Source organism: Streptomyces sp. NPDC001890 (assembly GCF_042891445.1).
Lineage (GTDB): Bacteria > Actinomycetota > Actinomycetes > Streptomycetales > Streptomycetaceae > Streptomyces.
This window is the reverse complement of the sequence record NZ_JBIATE010000001.1, coordinates 47,038-69,259: the sequence shown is the minus strand read 5'-3', so window position 1 is coordinate 69,259 and position 22,222 is coordinate 47,038. Positions and strand designations below refer to the sequence as shown.

Annotated in this window: 18 protein-coding genes and 1 tRNA gene; 3 read left to right on the top strand and 16 right to left on the bottom strand. The window is 70.5% G+C overall.

Annotated features, from left to right (window positions below):
• Positions 1 to 116 precede the first annotated feature (116 nt).
• Positions 117 to 1,745, bottom strand: coding sequence for a hypothetical protein (locus tag ACFYY1_RS00275; RefSeq protein WP_388578766.1), 1,629 nt, complete (start codon positions 1,743 to 1,745; stop codon positions 117 to 119).
• 284 nt (positions 1,746 to 2,029) lie between these two features.
• Here ACFYY1_RS00275 and ACFYY1_RS00270 point away from each other — a divergent pair, with 284 nt between their 5' ends.
• Positions 2,030 to 2,560 carry a hypothetical protein gene (locus tag ACFYY1_RS00270; protein WP_388578763.1) on the top strand — a complete coding sequence of 177 codons (531 nt, stop codon included), beginning with the start codon at positions 2,030 to 2,032 and terminating at the stop codon, positions 2,558 to 2,560.
• A gap of 168 nt (positions 2,561 to 2,728) precedes the next feature.
• Here the strand turns inward: ACFYY1_RS00270 and ACFYY1_RS00265 are convergent, their stop codons facing one another.
• The 4 genes from ACFYY1_RS00265 to ACFYY1_RS00250 form a co-directional block, all read right to left on the bottom strand.
• Positions 2,729 to 4,510, bottom strand: a complete 1,782-nt coding sequence (locus tag ACFYY1_RS00265; RefSeq protein WP_388578760.1) for a DEAD/DEAH box helicase — start codon at positions 4,508 to 4,510, stop codon at positions 2,729 to 2,731.
• A 150-nt stretch (positions 4,511 to 4,660) separates the two neighbouring features.
• Positions 4,661 to 5,050 carry a type II toxin-antitoxin system death-on-curing family toxin gene (locus tag ACFYY1_RS00260; protein WP_388578757.1) on the bottom strand — a complete coding sequence of 130 codons (390 nt, stop codon included), beginning with the start codon at positions 5,048 to 5,050 and terminating at the stop codon, positions 4,661 to 4,663.
• Positions 5,047 to 5,247 (bottom strand): ribbon-helix-helix protein, CopG family, encoded by a 201-nt coding sequence (locus tag ACFYY1_RS00255; protein ID WP_026290595.1) that lies wholly within the window; start codon positions 5,245 to 5,247, stop codon positions 5,047 to 5,049. Before ACFYY1_RS00255 ends, ACFYY1_RS00260 begins: the two co-directional genes overlap by 4 nt.
• Positions 5,248 to 5,287: 40 nt before the next feature.
• Positions 5,288 to 6,778, bottom strand: coding sequence for an MFS transporter (locus ACFYY1_RS00250; RefSeq protein WP_388578753.1), 1,491 nt, complete (start codon positions 6,776 to 6,778; stop codon positions 5,288 to 5,290).
• A gap of 185 nt (positions 6,779 to 6,963) precedes the next feature.
• Between ACFYY1_RS00250 and ACFYY1_RS00245 the strand changes: the two genes are divergently transcribed.
• A tRNA-Cys gene (locus ACFYY1_RS00245) sits at positions 6,964 to 7,038 on the top strand.
• Positions 7,039 to 7,322: 284 nt separating this feature from the next.
• Here ACFYY1_RS00245 and ACFYY1_RS00240 read toward each other — a convergent pair.
• The gene (locus ACFYY1_RS00240) at positions 7,323 to 7,838 is read right to left on the bottom strand and encodes a DUF1269 domain-containing protein (RefSeq protein ID WP_388578751.1); all 516 of its coding nucleotides are present in this window, start codon (positions 7,836 to 7,838) and stop codon (positions 7,323 to 7,325) included.
• A 283-nt stretch (positions 7,839 to 8,121) separates the two neighbouring features.
• Between ACFYY1_RS00240 and ACFYY1_RS00235 the strand changes: the two genes are divergently transcribed.
• Positions 8,122 to 8,637, top strand: coding sequence for a hypothetical protein (locus ACFYY1_RS00235; RefSeq protein ID WP_388578748.1), 516 nt, complete (start codon positions 8,122 to 8,124; stop codon positions 8,635 to 8,637).
• 83 nt (positions 8,638 to 8,720) lie between these two features.
• Here the strand turns inward: ACFYY1_RS00235 and ACFYY1_RS00230 are convergent, their stop codons facing one another.
• The 10 genes from ACFYY1_RS00230 to ACFYY1_RS00185 all read right to left on the bottom strand — a co-directional run bounded on the left by ACFYY1_RS00230 (position 8,721) and on the right by ACFYY1_RS00185 (position 22,220).
• The gene (locus ACFYY1_RS00230; RefSeq protein ID WP_388581395.1) at positions 8,721 to 9,317 is read right to left on the bottom strand and encodes an AAA family ATPase; all 597 of its coding nucleotides are present in this window, start codon (positions 9,315 to 9,317) and stop codon (positions 8,721 to 8,723) included.
• Between the two features lie 167 nt (positions 9,318 to 9,484).
• Complete coding sequence (locus tag ACFYY1_RS00225; RefSeq protein WP_388578745.1) at positions 9,485 to 10,150, bottom strand: hypothetical protein; 666 nt, start codon at positions 10,148 to 10,150, stop codon at positions 9,485 to 9,487.
• A 36-nt stretch (positions 10,151 to 10,186) separates the two neighbouring features.
• Positions 10,187 to 12,523 (bottom strand): hypothetical protein, encoded by a 2,337-nt coding sequence (locus tag ACFYY1_RS00220; RefSeq protein ID WP_388578742.1) that lies wholly within the window; start codon positions 12,521 to 12,523, stop codon positions 10,187 to 10,189.
• A 17-nt stretch (positions 12,524 to 12,540) separates the two neighbouring features.
• Positions 12,541 to 12,969: a hypothetical protein gene (locus tag ACFYY1_RS00215; RefSeq protein ID WP_388578739.1), complete on the bottom strand. Its 429-nt coding sequence runs from the start codon at positions 12,967 to 12,969 to the stop codon at positions 12,541 to 12,543.
• A gap of 231 nt (positions 12,970 to 13,200) precedes the next feature.
• Entirely contained in the window at positions 13,201 to 15,552 is a 2,352-nt protein-coding gene (locus ACFYY1_RS00210) for a xanthine dehydrogenase family protein molybdopterin-binding subunit (RefSeq protein WP_388578737.1), read from the bottom strand.
• On the bottom strand, positions 15,549 to 17,480 hold the full coding sequence (locus tag ACFYY1_RS00205; protein ID WP_388578734.1) for a 2Fe-2S iron-sulfur cluster-binding protein: 1,932 nt from the start codon (positions 17,478 to 17,480) through the stop codon (positions 15,549 to 15,551). The genes ACFYY1_RS00210 and ACFYY1_RS00205 overlap by 4 nt, the downstream gene beginning before the upstream one ends.
• Positions 17,477 to 18,373, bottom strand: a complete 897-nt coding sequence (locus ACFYY1_RS00200; RefSeq protein ID WP_351257121.1) for an FAD binding domain-containing protein — start codon at positions 18,371 to 18,373, stop codon at positions 17,477 to 17,479. The genes ACFYY1_RS00205 and ACFYY1_RS00200 overlap by 4 nt, the downstream gene beginning before the upstream one ends.
• Before the next feature lie 334 nt (positions 18,374 to 18,707).
• On the bottom strand, positions 18,708 to 20,396 hold the full coding sequence (locus ACFYY1_RS00195) for a beta-N-acetylhexosaminidase (RefSeq protein WP_388578732.1): 1,689 nt from the start codon (positions 20,394 to 20,396) through the stop codon (positions 18,708 to 18,710).
• Positions 20,397 to 20,400: 4 nt separating this feature from the next.
• The gene (locus ACFYY1_RS00190; RefSeq protein WP_388578730.1) at positions 20,401 to 21,249 is read right to left on the bottom strand and encodes a carbohydrate ABC transporter permease; all 849 of its coding nucleotides are present in this window, start codon (positions 21,247 to 21,249) and stop codon (positions 20,401 to 20,403) included.
• Positions 21,246 to 22,220, bottom strand: a complete 975-nt coding sequence (locus ACFYY1_RS00185; RefSeq protein ID WP_388578727.1) for a carbohydrate ABC transporter permease — start codon at positions 22,218 to 22,220, stop codon at positions 21,246 to 21,248. The genes ACFYY1_RS00190 and ACFYY1_RS00185 overlap by 4 nt, the downstream gene beginning before the upstream one ends.
• Between the last annotated feature and the right edge of the window lie 2 nt (positions 22,221 to 22,222).

Below are 22,222 nucleotides of genomic sequence, written 5' to 3'. Positions count from 1 at the left end.
AGTCGAACCGGATTCGGAATGTCGGACCGGATCCGGAATGAAGGCGCCCGCCCGCTCCGATGCGATACGGAGCGGACGGGCGCCTCCGGAATATCCCCTTACGGTTCCCGGAGAATTCAGAGAAGGGTGAGGGTGAGCGTGGCGCTGTAATCTCCCGGCTGAGTGAATCCGGGAACGGTGAGGACGAGATCGGCGTCGGCGTCGAACCGGCCGCCGGTGAACGGACGGGAGCCGTCCGGGTCCATCCGGCACAGGCTCGCCGCCTCGCTCCCGAGCGCGGCGGGCGAACCGGCCACCGGCACCCCCACGCTGCCGGTCTGCGCCGTGCACCTGGGCGTCCACCGGACGGCGTCGGCCGGGATGGTGCCGCCGCCGGCACTGGCGAAGCCGGAGAGCGTGGCGGTCAGCGACCAGCCGCTGTCGACACCGCGGCCGTCCTCCACCTCGACCCGGTTGAGCCGGGAGCGCTGCACACCGCTGCCGGTGCCCAGGACCGTCGTACCGAAGTCGACGGTGTCACCGTCCTGGACCATGGACAGCGTCCCGGCCCTGACCGAGGTGCTCAGCCGCTGGTCGGCGCTGCCGCCGCCCCCTCCCCCGCCGTCGGAGACGGTGAACGGCGCGGTCCGTACGGTCGCCGGGTCGTTGCCCTCGTCTGCCTGGACCGCGACGACGGCGTCGGAGATCACGGTGAACTCGACGGCGAACGTGCCGTCCGAACCGCTCTTGACGTACACCGCGCTGTCGTCGAGCCCGGTGCCCGAGGCGTCGAGTCCGATGACGTTGATCCAGCGGTCCGGGTTGTAGTTCTTGCCGCTGACCGTGATCACGCTGCCGACCGGTCCGCTGCTCCGCGACAGCGAGATCTCGCGGTCGCCGGCCGCGACGGCCTTGACGGTGAGGGGGGCCGTGGCCTCCTTCGTACCGTCGTTGACCTTCACCTCGTACGCACCGTCCGGCACCGCACCGGCCTCGGCGAGGGTGGCCGTGCCGGTCAGTGTCCCGTCGCCGCCGATGGCGAGCGTGTGGCTCTTGAACTTCAGCGGATCGCAGCCGCCACCGCCCACCGCACAGAGCGAGGGCACGGGCGCCCCGCCCGGCGTCCACCCCGAACCGCCCAGTGCCACCTCGGTGTTGGGGCGGACCGGATCGGCGGGAGCGGTCAGCGTGGCGGGCTCGGAGCCGGTGCCCTCCACCGTGACGCTGCCGACGCTGCCGCCGCCGTCGACGACATCGCAGGGCGTCTCGAAGACCGAGCCGAGCACCTTGGTCTGCGTCAGCGTACGGACCGGGGCGAACGAGACGTCCCCGGAGGCGTCCGCCGGGACCAGGAAGTCCCCTTCGTACGGCGGGAGTTCGATGGGCGTCCCGGACGGGATGTCCATCGTGAACTCGGCACCCCGCACCGTGACGGTGCCGGTGGCCCCGCCGGACATGGCGAGGTCGAGGCTGGGAATGGTCGGCACGTCCTCCAGCGGCAGCGCACTGGTGGCGGGGGACGGCCCCAACGTGACCTTGGCGTGCACCTTCCCGCCCGGGGCGACGACCGCGGGCGACAGCTCGACGGTCATCTCCTGCGGCCCGGTCGCCTCCCCCTGCCCCGCGGGCAGGGTGCAGTGCACGGTCGGGGTGACCGTGCCGGCGGCCCGCGATCCGGCCGCCGGCGCGTCCTGCGGCACGGCCTGGGCGGTGGCCCCGGCGCAGCTCAGGGACAGTACGAAGCAGGCAGCGAGCAGACCGGTCACGCCGGGTCTTCGTCGTCGTATCACCAGACACCCCTCCATCGCCCATTGATTGCGCACATTGAGGAGGTCGGGTGCCAAGAAGTCAAGAGAGACTTGATTGATCCTTATCTGAAATGCCCGAAAAGCATTTCCATGGGAATTTCAAGTGCCTCTGTGGACATCTATTGACTTCTCTGAAGATCACAGTTTCACTGCTGCCGACATGCCGGGCCCGGCACGCAGATCCACTTCTCAGCTCTTCGGTGAATCTGCGGAATTCAGAACCGGAAGGAGTTCCCCCCGTCATGTCGTCGAATCGAAGACACATCCCGCTGGTACTGGCCGCGGCCTGTTCGGTGGCCGGCGCGCTCGCGCTGGCTCCGACGGCCCAGGCCGTGGCTCCGCTCACCGCGACGGCCACGTACAACTGCGGCGCCTGGGGCACCGGTCTCGCCACTCTGACCGCCGCCGACTCGGGCACGTCCAAGACCATCAAGATCACGTCCACCGCGATCACGATGCCGCCCGGCACCAGTGCCGACCCGAACAGCATCACGACGACGCTCAAGCTCACCAAGACCTCGGGCGGCGTCACCAGTCAGGTGCAGTTCTCCGGAAAGGTCAACCCCGGCATGAGCGGCGGCAGCCCGATCACCCTGGGCCCGCTGAAGCTCACCTCCGGCACCCTGGCGGCGGGTGACAGCACGAACTCCGTGGTACTGCCCGCCCCGCCGAGCACCACCAACTGGTCACTGCAGATCGTGGCCTCGTCCCCGACATCGGCCACGGTTCCGTGTGTGGCCACGTCGAACCAGTCGGCACCGTTCGTCTGGTAGCCGGGCCGTCCGTCCGGTAAGCGGTCCGTCCGTCCGGTGGCCGGGCCGTCCGTCCAGTAGCCGCGCCACCTCATCCGCACCCGCACCGCCATCCGCACGCACGACGCCGGCCCGGGGCGAGGACCGCTGTCCCCGCCCCGGGCCGGCACCACGAACACCCCCGTGGGCTCATGTCATACGGGTGGCCCACTCCTGGACCTTCTGGATCCGCTGCTGGATCTGCCCGGCCGTGGCCTCCGCGCTCGGCGGCCCGCCGCACACCCGCCGCAGCTCGGTGTGGATCACCCCGTGCGGCTTGCCGCTCTGGTGCGTGTAGGCCGAAACCATCGTGTTGAGCTGCTTGCGCAGCCCGAGCAGCTGCTTGTGCGTGACCACCGGCCGCGCCTCGGCCGGCTTCTCCAGCAGGTCGGCCTCCGCGGCCGGCCGCTGGCGGCTGTGCGCGATCTGCCGGGACTGCCGCTTCTGGAGCAGCAGCTGTACCTGGTCGGGCTCCAGCAGCCCCGGAATCCCCAGGTAGTCCTGCTCCTCCTCGCTGCCGGGATGCGCCTGCATGCCGAATTCGGCACCGTCGTACAGCACCCGGTCGAAGACCGCGTCAGATTCGAGGGCCTCGAAGGGCAGCTGCTCCTCGGTCTCCTCGTCCTCCAGCTTCTCGGCGTCGGCGAGGAGCTTGTCCTCCTCCGCGAACGGGTTCTCCTCGTCGCTGCCCTTCTTGGGCTTGTCGAGGACGTGGTCCCGTTCGACCTCCATCTCGTTGGCGAAGTCGAGCAGCATCGGGATGGTCGGTACGAAGACCGAGGCGGTCTCGCCGCGCCTGCGCGAACGCACGAAGCGGCCGACGGCCTGCGCGAAGAACAGCGGCGTGGAGATGGTGGTGGCGTACACGCCGACGGCCAGGCGCGGCACGTCGACGCCCTCCGACACCATGCGCACCGCGACCATCCAGCGTGAGTCGTCCCCGCTGAACTGGTCGATCTTCTTCGAGGCGGCCTTCTCGTCGGAGAGGACCACGGTGGCCTTCTCGCCGGTGACTCGCTTGAGGATCTTGGCGTACTCGCGCGCCGATTCCTGATCGGTGGCGATGACCAGCCCGCCCGCGTCCGGGATGCCCTTGCGGACCTCGGTCAGCCGCTTGTCGGCGGCGCTCAGCACATTGGGGATCCACTCGCCGGTGGGCGCGAGGGCGGTGCGCCAGGCCTGCCCGATGGCGTCCTTGGTCATCGGCTCGCCGAGCCGGGCGGCGATCTCGTCACCGGCCTTGGTGCGCCAGCGCATGTTGCCGCTGTAGCTGAGGAAGATCACGGGCCGGACGACGCCGTCGGCGAGCGCGTTGCCGTAGCCGTAGGTGTAGTCGGCCGAGGAGCGCCGGATACCGTCGTTGCCCTCCTCGTAGACGACGAAGGGGATCGGGTTGGTGTCCGACCGGAACGGCGTACCGGTGAGCGCGAGCCGCCGGGTGGCCGGGTCGAACGCCTCCTGGCACGCCTCGCCCCACGACTTCGAGTCACCGGCATGGTGGATCTCGTCGAGGATGACGAGGGTCTTGCGCTGCTCGCAGCGGTTGCGGTGCAGCATCGGCCGCACGCCGACGCCCGCGTAGGTGACCGCAACGCCGTCGTACTCCTTGCTGAGCGGGCCCGCGCTGTAGTCGGGGTCGAGCTTGATCCCTATCCGGGCCGCTGCCTCGGCCCACTGCTTCTTCAGGTGCTCGGTCGGCGCGACGACGGTGACCTGCTGGACCACGTGGTGGTGCAGCAGCCATGACGCGAGGGTCAGCGCGAAGGTGGTCTTCCCCGCGCCGGGGGTGGCGACCGCGAGGAAGTCGCGCGGCTGCTCCTGGATGTACTTCTCCATGGCGCCCTGCTGCCAGGCTCGCAGCTTGCCGGCCGTGCCCCAGGGGGCGCGGCCGGGGAAGGCGGGTGAGAGGTGGTGGGAGGCGGTAGTAGTCACGGTCTCCGGTTCGGGTCTCTCGGGTACGTGGGGTGCTGTCCGCACGGCCGGGACGGACCCGCACGCGATACGACAACCGGGCCACCTTACCGGGGGGCGGCGCGTGAACCGCCTCGAACTACGCTGCCCCGCACCGAATTGCGATGGCTCTCACACGTCGTCGACGACCAGCGCGCGCAGCCCCTGGGAGATGGTCTTCACCTCGTCCATTTCCCCGGTGGCAACCGCGATGACCAGGCGTTCCGCGGCATCGATGTCCGGACGCAGATCCACCCCGTTCATCGCCAGAAAGGTCACGCACGACAGCCAGGCCGTGCGCTTGTTGCCGTCGAAGAGCGGGTGATTGATCGCCAGGGACTGCAGGAGCGCCGCAGCCTTGTCGATCACGTCCGGGTACGCCTCCTCGCCGAACATGGCCGCGGACGGACGGTGCGCGGCCGATTCGAGGAGCCCGGCATCGCGCACGACGATGTGCATGTCCGAGCAGGCGTGTTCGGCGATGACGAGGATGTCCTCGGAGCTCAGGTAGACACAGGTCACTTGAGCCGCTCCATGAGCTCGCTCCACTTGGCCGCCTGCTCCTTCGCCGTCTTGCGGACGATGGCCTGCTGAGCGGTCCTGGCGAGGTAGTCGTCCACGGCCTGGAGCAGTATGGCGTGCATGCTGGTGCCCTCCTGCTCCGCGCGCTGCTTGAGGGCTTCGGTCTGGTCGTCGCGAAGACGCAGGTTCATGGCCATACCAAAACGGTACCACTGGGTGGGGTCAAATTGGTACCGCCTACCGGGTTCGCACCCGTGCCGCCACCCACGCCCCCACCAGTGCCACCCCCGCCATCGGCAGGAAGACCGCCGCGAACGCCCCCGGATGGGACCCCGCGGCCCCCGCCCCCGCCGCGTCGTGCACGGCCCCGACGGCCCCGACGGCCCCGCCGCCGAGCGCCGCGAAGGCCGCTCCGCCCGCGGCGAGCAGCAGTACGTTCGAGAGCGCGTCGGAGATCTGGAGGGCGGCCGAGTTCGCCCCCGCCTCCTCCGGCGCCGACAGCTTCAGCAGCAGTACGCTCGTCGACGCGAGCACCATGCCCATGCCGAAGCACCCGAAGGCCCAGGCCACGGCCACGGTCCAGACCGGCACCGCCTCGATCAGCACGGACGGCGCGGCCGCTATCGCCGCGGCGACCAGCACCATGCCGCCCACCATCAGGCGCTCCCGGTAGGGCTCCAGGCGCGGCCGGGACTGCACGTACGAACCGAGCGCCCAGGTCCCGCCGCCGGCCGCGAGCGAGAACCCGGCCATCGTGGGGCTGAGGCCACGCTGGGTCACCAGCATCAGCGGTACGAAGGACTCGGCGGCGATGAACGACCCGGCCGCCACCCCGCGCAGCAGCACCACCGAGGGCAGCCCGCGCGCGGCCCGGCCGGTCCCCGGGGGCAGCAGCCCCCGCACGGCGGGCACGAGCAGCGCGACGCCCACGGCGGCCGGGAGCAGCGCGAACCAGTTCAGCTCCTGCCCGGCGTACTGGAGCAGCGCCGCGCCCAGCGAGATCCCGAGCGCGAGCAGGATGCGCCGCCGGTCGTACGGCTCGACGGGCGCCGTGGGATCGGCCGGCCCCGACGCCCGCCGCCGGATCGCGGGCAGCGCGAGCGCCAGCGGGAACACCACGAGGACGGGGATGCCCATGAAGACCCAGCGCCACCCCAGGTGCTCGGTCACACTCCCGGAGGCGAGCGGTCCGACGACCGACGGGATCACCCAGCTCGCGGCGAACGCGGCCAGGATCGACGGCTGCAGCCGCTTCGGGTAGGCCCGGCTGATCACCACGTACAGCGCGACGATCACCAGCCCGCCGCCGAGCCCCTGGACGGCCCGCCCGGCGACGAAGATCCACATGCTCCCGGCGGTCCCGCAGAGCAGCAGCCCCGCGGCGAACGCGCTGATCCCGGTGGCGAGCGGCCCCAGCGGCCCGCGCCGGTCCGCCCACTGCCCGGAGAGCACCATGGCGAAGAGGCTGGTCGTGAAGTACGCGGAGAACGCGAACGCGTACAGCGGAATGCCGTGCAGCTCACGCGCGGCGACCGGCATCGCGGTCCCCACGGCGGTCGCCTCGAAGGCGATCAGGAAGACGACGGAGACGATGCCGACGCTGAGCGCCCGGTAGGTCCGTCCGAGCACCCCTCCGGGTTCGACGGCCGACTCGGTCCCGCCGCGCACCTCCGCGTCGCCGGCGGTGCCGGTCTCGACGCCGGCGTCTCGTGGTTCCAGGGCACTCATGAGCCCAAGAGTAAGGGGCAAGATCTCATTTGAACCCTGTCGTGGGACGGTCCTGCGGTCCGCCGTTGGTCGTAGGACCACGACGCCGAACGTGAACGCGGTATGGCAGTCGCATTGCACCCCGCCCGATGTTCTTGAGCGGCCGGGGCCCCGGCTCTACGGTCGAACCACAACGAAGAAAACACGGCCGTGTGCCCGAGTGGTTCAGGGGCTCGACTGCAACTCGAGTTACACCGGTTCGAATCCGGTCACGGCCTCCACGCAGTACGCCCGCCCAGCACGCGTCATACGCCACGCCGGGCGGGCCTCGGCATTTTCGGGAACACCCCTGGGCCCTGAGCGCGGACGGTGCGAACCCGTTGATGATTCCTTCAGCGCTTTGCGGCGATCGGCGACGTCCTCGGGTATCGGCTCGAATTCGCCGAGTTCGACAAGGACGGCGTCCTTCCGCGAGGAACCCCGATCTGCACCGGGTCCCCGCGTACGAAAGGCGACCACCCTACGCGCGGCGCGGGCAGTCGCCTTCTCTCGTATGGTCCGGAGATCAGGAGGCGATCGCCGTCTCTTCCTTGAGCGCTTCCTTCACCATCTCCCGCAGGTGCGCCTCGTCCTCCTTGCTGAGCGAGGTCTGCACGAGCTGACCACCGAACTTGGCGATCTCGGGGATGACCTTGTCGCGGGCGGACTTCCTGACGAGCACGAAGACGGCGGCGGCGCCGGGCCGGAGATTGGTGCTCAGCTCCTTCATGAAGTCGTCGTTGACACCGGTGTCGACGACGGACCCTCCGGCGGCGCCGGCCGCTGCGCCCACCGCGGCACCGAGGAACGGCACGAGGAAGAGCAGCCCGATGACGCTTCCCCACAGCGCGCCGCCCGCGGCACCGGTACCCACGTGGTTGACGGCCTGATGCAGCTTGATCTTGCCGTCCTTCTCACGCCGTTCGACGACGACGACGTCCTCCAGCTCGACGAGGTGCTCGCGGTTCATGGACAGCAGCTTGTCCCGGACCTGGTCGGCGGTGGCGAGATCGTCGTAGGCGATGACGAACAGATTGCTCATGCGGCTGACTCCTCCTCGTGGTGCGTTACCGCACCAACCATAGAGGAAACGTTGTTAAATAAGACATTAGGTCCGAATGCATCGGCCCTCCAAGCGCTTCAGCGGTCCGTTCCGGCCCACGTCTCTCCTCCCATACGGAACGCGAGCAACCCCGAGGCAATGTCCCCGTCGGGCTCTGCGAACTTCCCGTAGAGCAGCTGGATTTCAGGAGCGACGTGCCAACTGGCCTGACAGGACGGACAGTTCTCTTCCACTGCCCGAGAGGCTGTCTACAGTGGGCGGCATGGCTGATCGCACAGACCACGGCGTCGACCCGCAGACCCGCCCCGACCTGGCGGCGTGGCTGACCGAACGCGCCCAGAGCTTCGGGCACTGGGCCGAGGCCACCAGAACCCCCGGGGCATGGGACTTCTCCCCCCAGTCCCTGGACACGCTGGAAGACCTCATCCGCAGCCGGTACGACAGCGGCGCGAGGAGCCTCGCAGCGCGACGCGACGCATTCCTTCAAGGGGCATGCTGGTACATCGGGGAAGTGGTGTGCCGCGCCCGAGGGGCGGTGTGGAAGTTCGAGCCGTTCGCCGTGAAGGGCGCCGAACTGCCGTCCCTGTTCGGGGAGGCGGATCCGTCAGGGGCCATTGACGACCCCTGCGTGGGGGTGCCCGGAGAGGACGCGAACGAGGCCATCCATCCGATGGGCGCCGTGCACGGACTGTTCTCCACCGAAGACGAGCTGGGCAACCTCATCGAGCAGCACCTCTCCGACGTGCTGGGCGACTTCGACGAGGACGACGAGGAGTAGCCGGGGTGCCGCCGCGATCGTGGCCGGTGGGGTCGATGCGCGCGTCGGCGCAGGCGAAGCGGGTGGTCGAACCTCCTGCCGCCTCAGCCCTCCACCCCTCCCACTACTCGCGCCCGCTCAAGACCCGCAAGGACCGCGTCGACCGTCTGCTCCACGGTCTGCCCGGTCGTGTCCAGCCAGAGCCCGATCCGCGGCGTCTCCTCCCGCAGCACCCGGTCCAGCGACTCCACGGTCCACCCGGCCCCGTAACCGCTCTTCCCTCGCCCGGCCTCCCGCTCGGCGACAGCCCGTGGCTCCGGGGCGAGCACGACGACGTACAGCGGCCGTGTCCGTACGAGCTCGACGTACCGGGACAGCTCCTCGCCCAGCACCACGTCCTGGACGACGGCGGTCCAGCCCTCGTCCGCGTACGCGTCGGCCGTCATCGCGGACAGCCGGTACCGGAGCCGCAGTTGAGCCGCAGCCTCCTCGTACGCCCCCGGCACCATCTCGGCCCGCCCGGACACCACCATCCGCCGGAACACGTCTCCCCGCACATGCACGGCCCGCGGCAACCGCTCGGCGAAAGCCTGCGCCACGGTGGACTTCCCGGAGGCCATCACCCCGGTGATGAGAATGACGGCGGGCCCCGGCCCGCCCCCGTCCGGCTCCCGCTCTCCGTCTCCGCCCGCAGTCACCATCACGTCGTCGCCCATCCTTCTCTCGATTCCCGCTGCCGCAGCGGGCCACTGGAGGACCAGAAGTCGGAACGCTCCCGCGGCCCGAACTCCGCCGTCTTCGGCCCGAGCGGAAACGGCCGCCGCCACCGTGCGGGGGCAGCGGCCGTTTCACTGCTCCGAGGGCCGGTTCACACCGGGTCCAGGGAGGGTTTCGCCTTCAGCCCCCCGTCGTTCTCGCAGCCCAGCTCCTTGGCCATGGCCAGGGAGAAGGAATGGGCGACGGTCGCATAGGCATCCTTCAGTGCCTCGGCATCGCCCTCGGGATCCGTGGGCATGCCCCCACGCTCGACGCCGATGTCGACATGGGCCGGGCCGGCACCGGGCGCCTTTCCGCTGCGGCAGGCGAACCGGAGGAACGCGCTGTCCGGCGCCGCCAGCGCCCGCTCCCCCATGTCCAGCACGCTGAACTTCGCCGCCGGATCGTCCACGGGTGCGCTGCCGGACAGCTGCCAGGTGACACGGAGCTCGTCCTGGGCCGTGTACACGCGGCAGACCTCCCCGTCACCGGTGGCGGAGGACTTGAACTTCTCAGTCAGCTCCTTCGCGGCACGGGTGACCGTGGACGTCTCGCCCGATGCCTCGAACCGCGAGGAACCGGTGATCGTCTTCAGCGCCTCGGCCGCGTCGGGCGACACGGCGGAACCACCGCAGAGCGCGCCGGCTGCCACCGTCGCGTCCGGCTTCTTCACGGCCTCGTCGCCCCCTCCCGAGCAGCCTGCGGCCCCGAGGAGCAGGGAGCCGATCAGGGCCGCCCCGAGGAGGTCCGCACGCCGGGTCCTACGACTGATCACCATCTGCTTCCTTCTGCATCATCGGCCCTCCCACCGGGCTCAGCCGGTCTCCGGGTCGTTGCCCTGCTGGTTCTCGCGGTCGTTGCCCGTCGCGTAGCCGATCCTCATGGACTCCTTCAGATCCTGTCCGAAATCGCTGTCGGAGGTCACGCCGTGCTGCCGCATGAACTCCTCCATCGGCGACTCGGCCAGGCTCTCGCCCGCAGAGTAGACCTTGGTCTTCTCCTCCCGGGTGAGTTCCTCGATCTTCTCCTTGTGCTCGTCCACGGAGTTGTCGGAGATGTCACCGACCACCTGGCCGATGACCTGTTCGAGACCACCGGCGGCCGTGTCGGTGGCCAGCGGGATGAGGATCGCCGCCGTGCCCACGGCCGCGGTCGCGGGAAGGAAGGCGACGCCCGCCGCCACACCGGCCGCAGCGCCGAATTCGATCCACCCCGCCCGCTTGGCCACCGCCTTCTCGTAGTCCTCGTGGGTCTTGAGGTTCGTGGCCTCGACCTGGTCGGCCCGGGACTGGTCGAGCATGCCCTGCACCTCGGAACCCGTGTGCACGGTCGCCCTGGCCGCACCGGTGTCGATCTTCCCGTCGGCGCCCACCTGGCCTTCCAGCACGCTGCGGGTATAGACCTGCTCCGCCGTCGACACCGTCGCGTAGGCGTCCGGGTGCTGGCCCAGGGCGCTGAGGAAGCCCCGGGCGACGCTCCGGCCGTTCCCGTCCTGGGTGTCCGCGAAGTCGAGGTGGCCGTCCGGGTTCTTGCCCGGCGCGAAGGGGCTGTTCGCGTCGTTCTTGTCCAGCGCCCAGTTGATGTCGTCGATGTAGCCGGCACCCATGGCGCCCAGGCTGTCGGCCATCGCCTCCTGCTTCTTGAGCAGGCCGGCGTCCGCTCCGTACTTCTCCATGACCTGCTGCATGACGTCGGCGTTGTCCGCGTCCCGCACCACGCCCGCGTCCGGGTCCCCGGCCGGGTAGCCGAGGGTCGCGGCCTCCAGGGCGTGACCCAGGGCGTCGGGCATCTGGTTGAGCGACGCCTTGTTCTCGTCCGGGTCGAGGGAGTTGACGTCCGGGAAGGACTCCCACTTCTCGTTCCCGAAGAAGTCGAGGTAGTTGTCGATCCCCTTGCCGAGGTCGGCCTTGACACCGTGGTTGACCGTGCCGTCCTCGTTGTACGCGGTCGGCTCGTCGGTGAAGAACTTCTTCGCCGCCTCCGGGCTGTTGCCGAGCGCCTCCAGCATGGCGGTGGCCGGGTCGTAGCCCGCCCCGTTCACACCAGACGGGTTGAACGGGTTCTTGAACGGGCTGTTCACCACCTTGCTGTCGGCGAACATGTACGGGTCCTTCTGGTGCAGCTGCGCCACGTGCTCGGCGATCGGGTTGAGGAACTTTGCGTCGTAGTTCCCGTACCGCATGATCCCGCCGAGCAGCTGGTAGCCGTACGGCCCGCCGTAGTCGTGCTTCGAGAGCGGGATGCGTTCCGTGCCCATCTTGCGCAGGTCGGGCCCCCACTTCTCGGCGAAATCCTTGTCGTGGGAAGCGGTGGCGAGGTTGAGGCCCAGGTTCTTCTGGAGTTCCTGGACGTCCTTGAGCCGCTGCTTGTCCACCTTGCCGTACTCGTACGTATCCGTGGAGAGCTGTCCGAAGAACGCCAGCGACTTCTCCGGGCCGAGCTTCTCGTAGAACGACTTCGAGAACTCCGGGGACTTGCTGTTGTCCTTCAGCAGTTCGTTGAGGGCCTGGAGTTCGGTGTGCGTGATGTCGCGGCCCTTGGCGGCCAGTGCGGCGGCCCGGTCGGCCTCCTCCTGGTCCATCTTCGTGTACTTCGGGGCGCTGAAGTCCTTGCGGTCGGTGACGTCGGCTTCGAGGGAGTTCTTGAAGGAGATGTCGGTGTCGTTGCAGTTCTCGACGATCGCGTCGATCTTCTTCTGCCAGGCAGCGATGTTCTCCTTCTGCTGCCGCACCAGATCGGGGTAGTCGGGGTCGTGGGCCCGCTGCGCGGGAGGAATGTCCTCGACCGGATGGCGGGCACTGACCTTGCCCGCGCCATCCACCTTGATCCCGGCCGCGGGTCCTTCGTGGTCCCGGATGTTGATCAGGTCGTCCTTGGCCTTCTTGATGGCCGTGTGACCCTCTTCGAGAAGCCCCTTCACACCCTTGGCCTCGGCCGCGGCATCCGCGAACTCCTTGACCGTCTTGGTGACGAACGTCTTGGTGACGCCCGCGTTCAGGCCTTCCCACTCCGCCTTGTCCGACTTGACCTTCATACCCTTGGCCGCGTCATCGGCCAGCTTGTCCAAGTCGGTGGCCATCTTGGCCCAGTCGTCCGCCGCAGCCTTCAGTTTCGCCACCGGGGCGTCGACTATGTCCTCGTACTTGAGCATGTCCGCAGTTCCCCCGACTACTTCATGTATTCCGTGAGCTTGGAGATCGGCGCCAGATCTCCCTCGACCTTCGCTTCGTCCTTGGCGTGCTGGGCCTTGGTGTAATCCAGGTGGTTCGAAATGTGCGCCAAGGAATCCAGCAGCGTCTTCAGGTGGGTCTGCCAGTTGTCGTGCACCTTGAGCACGGCCGAACCGCTCGCGAAATTGCCGTTGATCAGCGCGATCGCCGCGTCGAACGTGGCGGGCCGGGCCTGGTCGCCTTGTTTCGACAACCGCACCCGCAGGTCGTAGGCGTCGTTCCCGATGGCGCCGAGGGAGTCCCGGTTGACCACCAGATCGGCGGACCCGCCACCCCCGCCCTCGGCCGGAACGCTGTTGATCTGCATGGCTCTCCGGCGCGCGGCCGCCGCCTCGCGCAGCTGGGCCCATTCATCGTCGAACGACACGAACTCCCCCAAAAAAGTTCCCTGCTGGCCGCCCTGTCAGAAGAACGCGGCCACCGACCCGACAACCGTATCGGTATGTTCCACGGGGCCTCGGTACGGGCTCCGGCCGTCACGCGTCGACTTGAGCGTCGGCGGACACGCCGGGCCCTCGGCACCGGCGCAGTCCGTGTCCGCGGCCGGTGCCCTCTCCGGGTTGCCCCGGCGACCCGGAGCGCACCGTCCCTGCGGGGTTCAGGAGTTGGGGGCCGCCACCGCTGCCTGGGGTCTGATGGGGAGGCGGTTTATCGGGCGGCCGGTGGCGGCGCGTACGGCTGCGGCCACTGCTGCCGGGGACGTCACCACGGGGACCGCCGAGGCGGGCTTGGCGCCGAAGGGGGCCACCACGTCTCGTTCCTCGATGAGTTTGACGATGCGGATCTCGGGGGCGTCCAGGGCGGTCGGGAGGGTGTAGCCGGTGAGGTCGGGGTGGCGGATCAGGCCCCGGGCGCTGCGGAGGTTCTCGGTGAGGGCGGCGCCGATGCCCTGCGTGATGCCGGCCTCGATGCGGGTCGCGAGCTGGGACGGGTTGAGGACCCGGCCGACGTCCTGGGCGACCGCCATCTCCACGACCCGGACGGAGCCGAGTTCGATGTCGACGTCCACCACCGCGCGGATCGCGCAGAAGGCGAGGCCGACGAAGGCGTCGCCCTGGCCGGATTCGTCGAGGGGTTCGGTCGGGTGGGGGCGGCACTGGGCGGTGGCCCAGAGTTCCTTGCCGTCCATGGCTTCGGTGACCGTCGTGGACAGCACACCGTCGTACGAGGTGATCTTGCCGTCGGCGATCTGCAGCAGCTCCGTGGACATGCCGAACTTGTGGGCCAGGGGCTGGAGGAGCTGGGTGCGGACCATCTTGGCGGCGCGTTCCACCGCCCCGGCCGAGACCCAGGTGTGGCGGCCGTGCGTCGCCGGGCCGGCCGGGGGCTGGTCGGTGTCGACGGAGGCCACGTGGACCTCTTCGATGCCCAGGGTCTCCTGGACGACCTGGCGAGCGAGGGTCGAGAACCCCTGTCCTGTCTCGACCGCCGCGCAGATGACCGTGGCGATGCCGTCGTGGACCCTGACCGTGGCCGTGGAGACCTCGTCGGCGCCCTCCGCGCCGAGCATGTGGACCATGCCGAGCGCGTAGCCGACCCCGCGGCGCACCGCACCGGGTTCGCCCGCGCCCTCGGGGCCGCCAGGAAGCAGCCAGTCGTCCTCCGGGTCGTCCTTGGGGAGCGCGGGGAGGGCGAAGTCCCGTACGGAGGTGAGGAGTTCGGCGACGGGTGCGGGGCAGGTCACCGTCTGGCCGGTGGGCAGGATGTCGCCGGTGGACAGGGCGTTGCGCAGGCGCAGTTCGACCGGGTCGATGCCGAGCTTGGCAGCCAGCTTGTCCATCTGGCCCTCGTACGCGGCGCAGACCTGCATCGCGCCCTCGCCCCGGACATGGCCCGACGGCGGGTTGTTCGTACGGACCGCCCAGCCCTCGATGAACGCGTGCGGGACGACATACGGGCCGCAGGCGAACGCGACCGCGGCGGCCAGCGACTCGGACGAGGACTCGGCGTAGGGACCCGCGTCGAGCAGGATCTGCGCCTCGACCTTCACCAGTCGGCCGTCGGAGTCCGCGTGGTGGCGGTAGCGCAGCAGCGTCGGGTGCCGGTGGGAGTGGCCGAGGAAGGACTCCTCGCGGGTGGCGGTCAGCTTCACCGGGCAGCCGGTGCGCAGGGCGAGCAGGCCGAGCGGGAGCTGGAAGCCGGGCTCCTCGCGGTCGCCGGTCGCGCCGGGGACGCCCGTGACGACGACCTTCACCCGCTCCGGTTCGAGGCCGAAGCAGGCGGCGGCGAGATCGCGGTCGGTGTGCGGGTCGGTGGAGGCGGTGTAGATCTCCACGCCGCCGTCGGGGCGCGGCACGGCGAGCCCGGCCTCGGCGCCGACGGGAGCCGGGTCCTGGCGGCCGATGCGGTACAGGCCCTCGACGACGACCTCGCCGTTGACGTCGGGGTCTCCGTAGCGCAGCGGGATGTGGCGGATCAGGTTGCCGTCGGGGTGCAGCGGTTCGGCGGCGAAGGCCTTCTCCGGGTCGGTGACCGGGTCGAGGACCTCGTACTGGACGGCGATGGCCGCGGCGGCGAGCCTGGCCGTGTCGGGGTGGTCCGCGGCGACCGCGGCGATCGGCTCGCCGTGGTGGCGGACCAGGTCGGACGCGAAGACCGGACGGTCGACGATCCGGCGCCCGTACGCGGTCTCGCCCGGGATGTCCTCGTGCGTGATGACGGCCTGTACCCCCGCCATCTCGACGGCGGCCGAGGTGTCGATGGACAGGATGCGGGCGTGCGGGTGCGGTGAGCGCAGGACGGCCGCCCAGAGCAGGCCCTCGGCCCAGAGGTCGGCGGCGTACGGGAAGGTGCCCTCGGTCTTGGCGCGCGCGTCTGCGGGCGGCAGCGAAACGCCGAGGCCGAGTACGGGCGGCTCGGTGTCGGGGCCCTCGGCCGCCGGGGCGGTGCCCGTCTGGGTGGTGATCCGTGTGCTGGTCGCGTTGGCAGCGGTGGCTGCGTCGTTGCTCACGCCATGCCTCCGTCCTGCGGGTGCGACTGGACACTACCGGCGCCGGGGGCCGCCTGGTGCGGGATGCGGGCCTCGTCGGGCTCCGGGGACGTGGAGTCCGACGAGGCGGGATCGGTGCCGGTGGCTGCCTCGGCCTCGCGGCCGGCGATGACCTCGTTGACGGCGTCGAGGACACCGCGGTAGCCGGAACAGCGGCAGAGGTTTCCGCAGAGCGCCTGGCGCGTCTCCAGCTCGCTGGGGGCGTGGTTGCCCTCCAGCAGATCGTGGACGGTCATGGCCATGCCGGGGATGCAGAAGCCGCACTGGACGGCGCCGCACTTGGCGAGGGCGCGCTGGACGTCGGACGGCTCGCCGTCCACGGCGAGGCCCTCGACCGTACGGACCTCGCTGCCGGCCGCGGTGGCCGCGGGGACCAGGCAGGAGGCGACCAGTCTGCCGTCGACCTGGACGTTGCACGCGCCGCACTCGCCCTGCGAGCAGCCGTCCTTGGCGCCGGCGAGGCCGAGGCGCTCGCGCAGCACGTAGAGGAGCGACTCGCCGATCCAGGCGTCGGTGACGGGGCGGTCGGCGCCGTTCACGTGCAGGACGTAGGAGGCGGCCGGGCGGTCGTCGGGAACGCCGAGCGGGGCGGGGTCGACCGGCTGGGAATCCACCGGTTGAGAATCGACCGACTGGGAATCGACCGGCTGGGAATCGACCGGCTGCGGTTCCTGCGGGGGTGATTCGGGGGCGGTCGCCCCGGCCTGTGCGGCCTCCGGGGCCGCTGCCTGCTCCGGGTCCTCGGGCGCGGCCTCCGCCGGCGGCTCGGCGGCGGCGACGTCGCCCGTGTCGGGGACGGAAGCAGTATCGAGGACTGCGTCAGGGGCGGCTTCCGGGACGGCTTCCGGGACCGTTTCTGTAGCGGTTTCGAGGGGGGCGGCCTCCGTCTCCACGGCTGCCTCCGGGCCCGGGACAGCCGCCTCGGGAGCGCGCAGGACGTCCTCGTACGTCACGGACGACGCCTCGACCGACGAAGGCTGCTGCTGCTCGAACTCGGCTTCCGGCGCGTGCTCCGGCTCCATGTCCGCGAGGAGTGCGGGCTCCGCCGCGAGTTCGGCCGCGGGCTCCTCGCGAACGGGCTCCGGGGCCGGCTCCTGCGTCGCCCACGGCGCGGGCGCACCGCCCGGCAGCGTGGCCGGCGGGGTCCGGTCCCCGTACCACTGGGCGGCCAGGGCCGAGGCCGCGAACTCGCCGGACTCCTCCGGGAGATCACCGTCGGCGACCGGAATCGTCCACTGGCCCGTGTGGCCTGAGTGGCCGGCGTGGCCCGTGTGGCCGGTGCTGTCGCCGTGCTGACTGGTGTGGTCGACGTGCTGACCGGTGTGGTCGACGTGCTGACCGGGGTGGCCGACGTGATCGGCGAGCCCCGCCTGGCCGGCCTGGCCCGTGTGGACACCGAACTCCGCGGACTCGGTGAAGTTCCACTGGCCCGTGGCCGCCGGGCCCTGCTGGTACTGCTGCCCCTGCGCATAGGGATCGTGCGGGAGCTGAGGGGCCTGCGGGGCCTGCGGGACCTGGGGAGCCTGCTGCGGGTACTCGTACTCGTAGTCGTACGGGCCCTGCTGATGGTTCGGGTCCGGCCACTGCACCGTCTCGGGGGCCTGCTGCTCCGCCCCCGTACCGCGCTCCTGCTGGCTCTGCGTCTGCACGACCCAGCTGCCCGTGGCCGACGGGTCGAGCCCGGCCGCGGGGGTCAGCGGCACGATCATCGGCGGTACGTAGCCGTGGCCGGGGGCGGCCAGCGGGATGTTCGCCAGGTCCTCCGGCGGCAGGTGGACGAAGGCGGTCGCGTCGGCGTCGTACTCGCCGCCCTGCGGCGTCGGCTGCCAGCTCCCGTGCTGCAGGTGCTCCTGCTGCCCGTGCTGCTCGTTGCGGTCCTCGTTGCTCACGACAGTGCCCTCCCCAGCGCGCGTCGGGCCAGCGCGGCGACGGTCCGCCGCAGGTGCAGTACGGCGGGGGGCAGTGGCTGTGCCTCTCCCCCGTCGGCGGGTGGTTCCTGGTCCGGGATGCAGGCCGCGGCGACGTACTCGCCGAAGGCGGCCAGCGCGTCGGGGGCCAGGCCCCGTTCGCCGTCCCAGTCGATCAGTGAGGCGATCCAGCGTTCGGCCTCCAGCGGCCGCAGCGGCATCGGCGCGATGGCGCCGACCGCGCAGCGCACCCCGCGCCGGGCCGGGTCGAGGACGATCGCGACGGACGCGGTGGCGCGGCCGGGACCGGTGCGGCCGGTGGCCTTCAGGAAGACCTGGGGGGCGTGCAGCAGCGGCACCCGGACGAAGCCGATGAGCTCGGCGGGTTCGAGCATGTCGCGGCCGGCCAGCAGGTGCGAGACGGGGATCTCGCGCCGGGCGCCGCCCGGACCCGCGATGACCAGCTCGGCCTCCAGCGCGGCGAGCACCGGCAGGGCGTCGCCGGTCGGGGCCGCGGTGGCGATGTTGCCGCCGAGCGTTCCGGCGTTACGGATCTGGGGCGGGCCGGCGGCGCGCGCCGACGCGGCCAGTGCGGGGATCAGGGCCGCGAAGTCGGGCCGCCCCATACGTGCGTGGGTGAGGCCGGCGCCGAGCAGGGCGTGGCCGTCCTGGTAGTGCCAGCCGCGCAGCTCGCTGATCCGGCCGAGGCCGACCAGGCCCGAGGGGCGCAGCAGCCCCTTGTTGACGGCCGCCATCAGGTCTGTGCCGCCCGCCACGGGAACGGCGGCGGGCATGGCGCCGAGCGCCGCCACGGCCTCGTCGAGCGAGGCCGGCAGCGTCACGGACTGCGTCGCCTGCGGTGCGTGCGTGGTCAACCCAGCTGCCCCTTCCCGGTGTCCCGGCTGTCCGGCTGTTTCGCCGTACGGTACGTGCTCAAGGCCTGGACGTGGCAACTCTGGCACATCTTCGGATCGGTCCGACGCGAGGGTCCGCGAAGGGCGTATCCATCCTTGATCAGGGGAATGTTCCCGTTTCACCCCGCTTCGACGCAGAGTGTGAATTGCAGCTCTTCGGCACGGCTCATGACTGATTGTTCCGTTCTGGCGCTTCGTTGCCGCGTCCCGTTCCGACAGGGCTGGTTCCGGACAAAAAAACGCGGCCGGCCCGCCCTCTCGGAGCGGGCCGGCCGGAGACCGGGTACGGCCGGGATCACACGTTCGGGGGCACCCCGTCGATGGGCCGGCCCAGCACGCCGGGGCGCTGCTGCCGGGGCAACGGGCCGCTCGGCGGCCGGTAGTCGACGCCGAGGGCGTCGAGCCGGGCGTAGTGCGTGGTCATCCGGCTCTCGAAGCCGGCGAAGTCCCGCTCGGCGGGGGCGGGCAGCGGCGACCAGGCGACCTCCGCGAACGCCGCGAGGCGCGGGAAGACCTGGTAGTCGACGCGGGCCCGGTTCTGCATCACCTCGGTCCAGACATTGGCCTGGGTGCCCAGGATGTGACGGGCCGCTTCCTCGGAGAGGCCCGCCGGTACGGGCTCGAAGCGGTAGACGTCCTCCAGGGTGCGGACGAAGCCGATGGGCATCGGCTCTTCGGGGCCGCCCGCCTGACGGTGGTCCAGGTACACGTGCTGCTCGGGGCACATGACGACGTCGTGGCCGGCCTCGGCGGCGGCGATGCCTCCGCCGTACCCCCGCCAGGACGACACGGCGGCGCCCGCCGGGAGGCCGCCCTCCAGGATCTCGTCCCAGCCGATCAGCCGGCGTCCGCGCGCGGTGAGCCAGGTGTCGAAGTGCCGGATGATCCAGGACTGCAGCTCGTCCTCGTTGGCCAGGCCGAATTCCTCGATCCGGGCCTGGGCGGCCGGCGAGTCCTTCCACTGCTCCTTGGGGCATTCGTCGCCGCCGATGTGGATGAACGGCGAGGTGGCGGCGGGGAAGAGGTCGAGGACCTCTTCGAGGACTCCTTCGAAGAAGCGCAGGGTGTTGTCGGTGGGGGCGAGTACGTTCGCGTTGACGCCCCAGGTGTCCCAGACGGACAGGGCGGTGGTGTCGGCGACGTCGGTGTTGCCCAGTTCGGGGTAGGCGGCGATGGCGGCCTGCGAGTGGCCGGGAATGTCGATCTCGGGGACGACTCGGATGTGCCGCTCGGCGGCGTACGCGACGATCTCGCGGATGTCGTCCTGCGTGTAGTAGCCGCCGTGCGGGGTCTCGTCCCACAGCTCCGACGCCCGGTGGCCGTGCTTCGTGCGGGAGCGCCAGGAGCCGACCTCGGTGAGCCGGGGGTAGCGCTTGATCTCGATGCGCCAGCCCTGGTCGTCGGTGAGGTGGAAGTGGAAGACGTTCAGCTTGTGCGCGGCAAGGAGGTCGAGGTAGCGCAGCACGTCGTCCTTGGGCAGGAAGTGCCGTGCCACGTCGAGCATCATTCCGCGCCAGGGGAAGCGGGGGCTGTCCTCGATGTCCGCGAAGGGGATCGCGCGCCGGGTGCCGGGGGCGATGGGGGCGCGGCGGAATGCCTCGGGGCCCAGGAGCTGACGGAGGGTCTGCGCACCCCAGAAGACCCCGGCGGGGCTGCCGCCGGTGATCTCGACGCTCGTGCCGGACTTGGTGCTCAGCCGGTAGCCCTCCGGTTCCAGTGCCGGGTCGATGCCCAGCCGGACGGTGTTCGTGGCGTGCTCGTCGCCCTCGGCGGCCGGCCGCGGGGCGAGCGGCAGACCGAAGGCGGCGCCCAGCGTGGTGCGCAGCCAGCGTTCGGTGTTCTCCGTGCCGGGGGCCGCCGTGATGGTGGTGGACGGGTCGAACAGGAAGCCGCAGCGCCCTTCACCACCGGCGCGCACGGGTGCCGGGACGATGTCCGCGGGTGCCGGGGCCGGGTTCGTGTCGTTGTCGGTGCCGGTGTCCATGGCGTCAGTCCTTTACCGCTCCGCCGAGTCCCGAGACCAGGCGGCGCTGTACGAGTACGAAGAAGACCAGTACGGGAACGGTCATCACCGTCGAGGCGGCCATGATCCCTCCCCAGTCGTTCTCATCGGGTTTGAAGAAGACCAGCAGCGCCATGGGGAGCGTCGACTGGGAGGTGTCGCTGATGATGAACGACTTCGCGAACAGGAAGTCGTTCCAGGTGGAGATGAACGAGAAGACGCTGGTCGCCACCAGGCCGGGGAAGACCAGCGGGAAGAGGATCTGCCACAGGAAGCGGCTGCGGCTCGCGCCGTCGATGTACGCGGCCTCCTCCAGAGCCTCCGGGACGGCCTTGACGAAGCCGCGCAGCATCCAGATCGCGAACGGCAGCGAGAAGGCGAGGTGCGGCAGGATCAGCGAGCCGAGCGTGTTCAGCTGGCCGAAGTCCCGCATCAGGAAGAACAGCGGGATGGTCAGCGCCTCGACCGGCACCATCTGCGCGACCAGGAACATGATCAGCAGCGTGGTCCGGAAGCGGAACTTGAACCGGGTCACGGCCGTCGCCGCCAGGAAGGCGATCAGCGCGGAAGCGATGACGACCGTGCCGGCGACGAGCAGGCTGTTGAGGAAGTACCGCCCGAAGTCGTTCTGTTCGAAGACCCGGCGGAACGAGTCCAGGGACGGCGCCAGCGTCCACGGGCGGGGGTCGGTGGACTGGATCTCGCCGGCCGGTTTGAGCGCGGAAAGCACCATCCAGTAGAGCGGGAAGGCGACCGCGACGGCTATCAGCAGGGTCGCCGCCTCGGCGGCCAGCCGGCCGGGCCGGCGGACGCGCAGCATGGTCCGTGCGCTCACAGTTCCTCCCCCTGGCGCCGCACCAGGCGCAGATGGACCAGCGTGACGGCCAGCAGGATCACCAGCATCAAGACGCCGATCGCGGAGCCGAGGCTGTACTGCGAGGACGCGAACGCCTTCTGGTACGCGTACACGTTGAGCACCAGGTTCTGGCCGGCGATGCCGCCGCCGCCCGTCATGACGTAGATCTGGGTGAAGACCTTGAAGTCCCAGATGATCGACTGGATGGTGACGACGACGAGGATCGGCCGCAGCATCGGGGCCATGACCGACCGCCAGATCCGCCACTGCGAGGCACCGTCCAGCGCGGCCGCCTCCAGCACCTCGGTGGGGATCGCCCGGATGCCCGCGTACACGGTCACCATGACGAACGGGAACGAGCACCACAGGACTTCGAGGAGCACCAGCGCGAAGGCGCTGTAGCGCCCGTACATCCAGGAGAAGTCGCCGAGCCCCAGGACCTTGTTGACCGGTCCGAAGTCGGGGTCGAAGAGGAACACCCAGACGGTGGACCCGGTGATCGCCGGGGTCGCCCAGGCGCCGAGCGCGGCCATCATCAGGGCGAGCCGCGGCAGGGCCCGGACGCGGGTCAGCAGGACGGCGAGCGCGCAGCCGACGAGCAGGGTGGCCAGTACGCAGGTGGCGGCGAAGACCACGGTCGCCAGCAGCACCTGCCAGAACTGGCCGTCGCCGAACAGCGTCGCGTAGTTCCCGAAGCCCTGGAAGGTGGTCGGTTCACCGCCACTGACCTGGGCCTGGGTGTACTCCAGGAAGGAGATCAGGCCGAGTTGGTAGATCGGGTAGACGAGCAGCCCGCCGAGCAGGACGAGTGCGGGCAGGAGGTAGAGCCAGGGGGTCCAGCCGGGGCGGCGCGCGGACGGGGCCGGGCGGCGCCGCCGGAGCGGGCGGGCGGAGGTACCACCCGCTCCGGGCGCGCCGGGCGCTTTGTACGCCGTACTGTTCGCGGTCATGG

Coding starts and splice junctions, on each gene's coding strand:
- ACFYY1_RS00270 (WP_388578763.1), top strand. CDS start 2,030: ATGTCGTCGAATCGAAGACACATCCCGCTGGTACTGGCCGCGGCCTGT.
- ACFYY1_RS00255 (WP_026290595.1), bottom strand. CDS start 5,247: ATGGCCATGAACCTGCGTCTTCGCGACGACCAGACCGAAGCCCTCAAG.
- ACFYY1_RS00250 (WP_388578753.1), bottom strand. CDS start 6,778: ATGAGTGCCCTGGAACCACGAGACGCCGGCGTCGAGACCGGCACCGCC.
- ACFYY1_RS00240 (WP_388578751.1), bottom strand. CDS start 7,838: ATGAGCAATCTGTTCGTCATCGCCTACGACGATCTCGCCACCGCCGAC.
- ACFYY1_RS00235 (WP_388578748.1), top strand. CDS start 8,122: ATGGCTGATCGCACAGACCACGGCGTCGACCCGCAGACCCGCCCCGAC.
- ACFYY1_RS00230 (WP_388581395.1), bottom strand. CDS start 9,317: ATGGTGACTGCGGGCGGAGACGGAGAGCGGGAGCCGGACGGGGGCGGG.
- ACFYY1_RS00225 (WP_388578745.1), bottom strand. CDS start 10,150: ATGGTGATCAGTCGTAGGACCCGGCGTGCGGACCTCCTCGGGGCGGCC.
- ACFYY1_RS00220 (WP_388578742.1), bottom strand. CDS start 12,523: ATGCTCAAGTACGAGGACATAGTCGACGCCCCGGTGGCGAAACTGAAG.
- ACFYY1_RS00195 (WP_388578732.1), bottom strand. CDS start 20,396: ATGGACACCGGCACCGACAACGACACGAACCCGGCCCCGGCACCCGCG.
- ACFYY1_RS00185 (WP_388578727.1), bottom strand. CDS start 22,220: ATGACCGCGAACAGTACGGCGTACAAAGCGCCCGGCGCGCCCGGAGCG.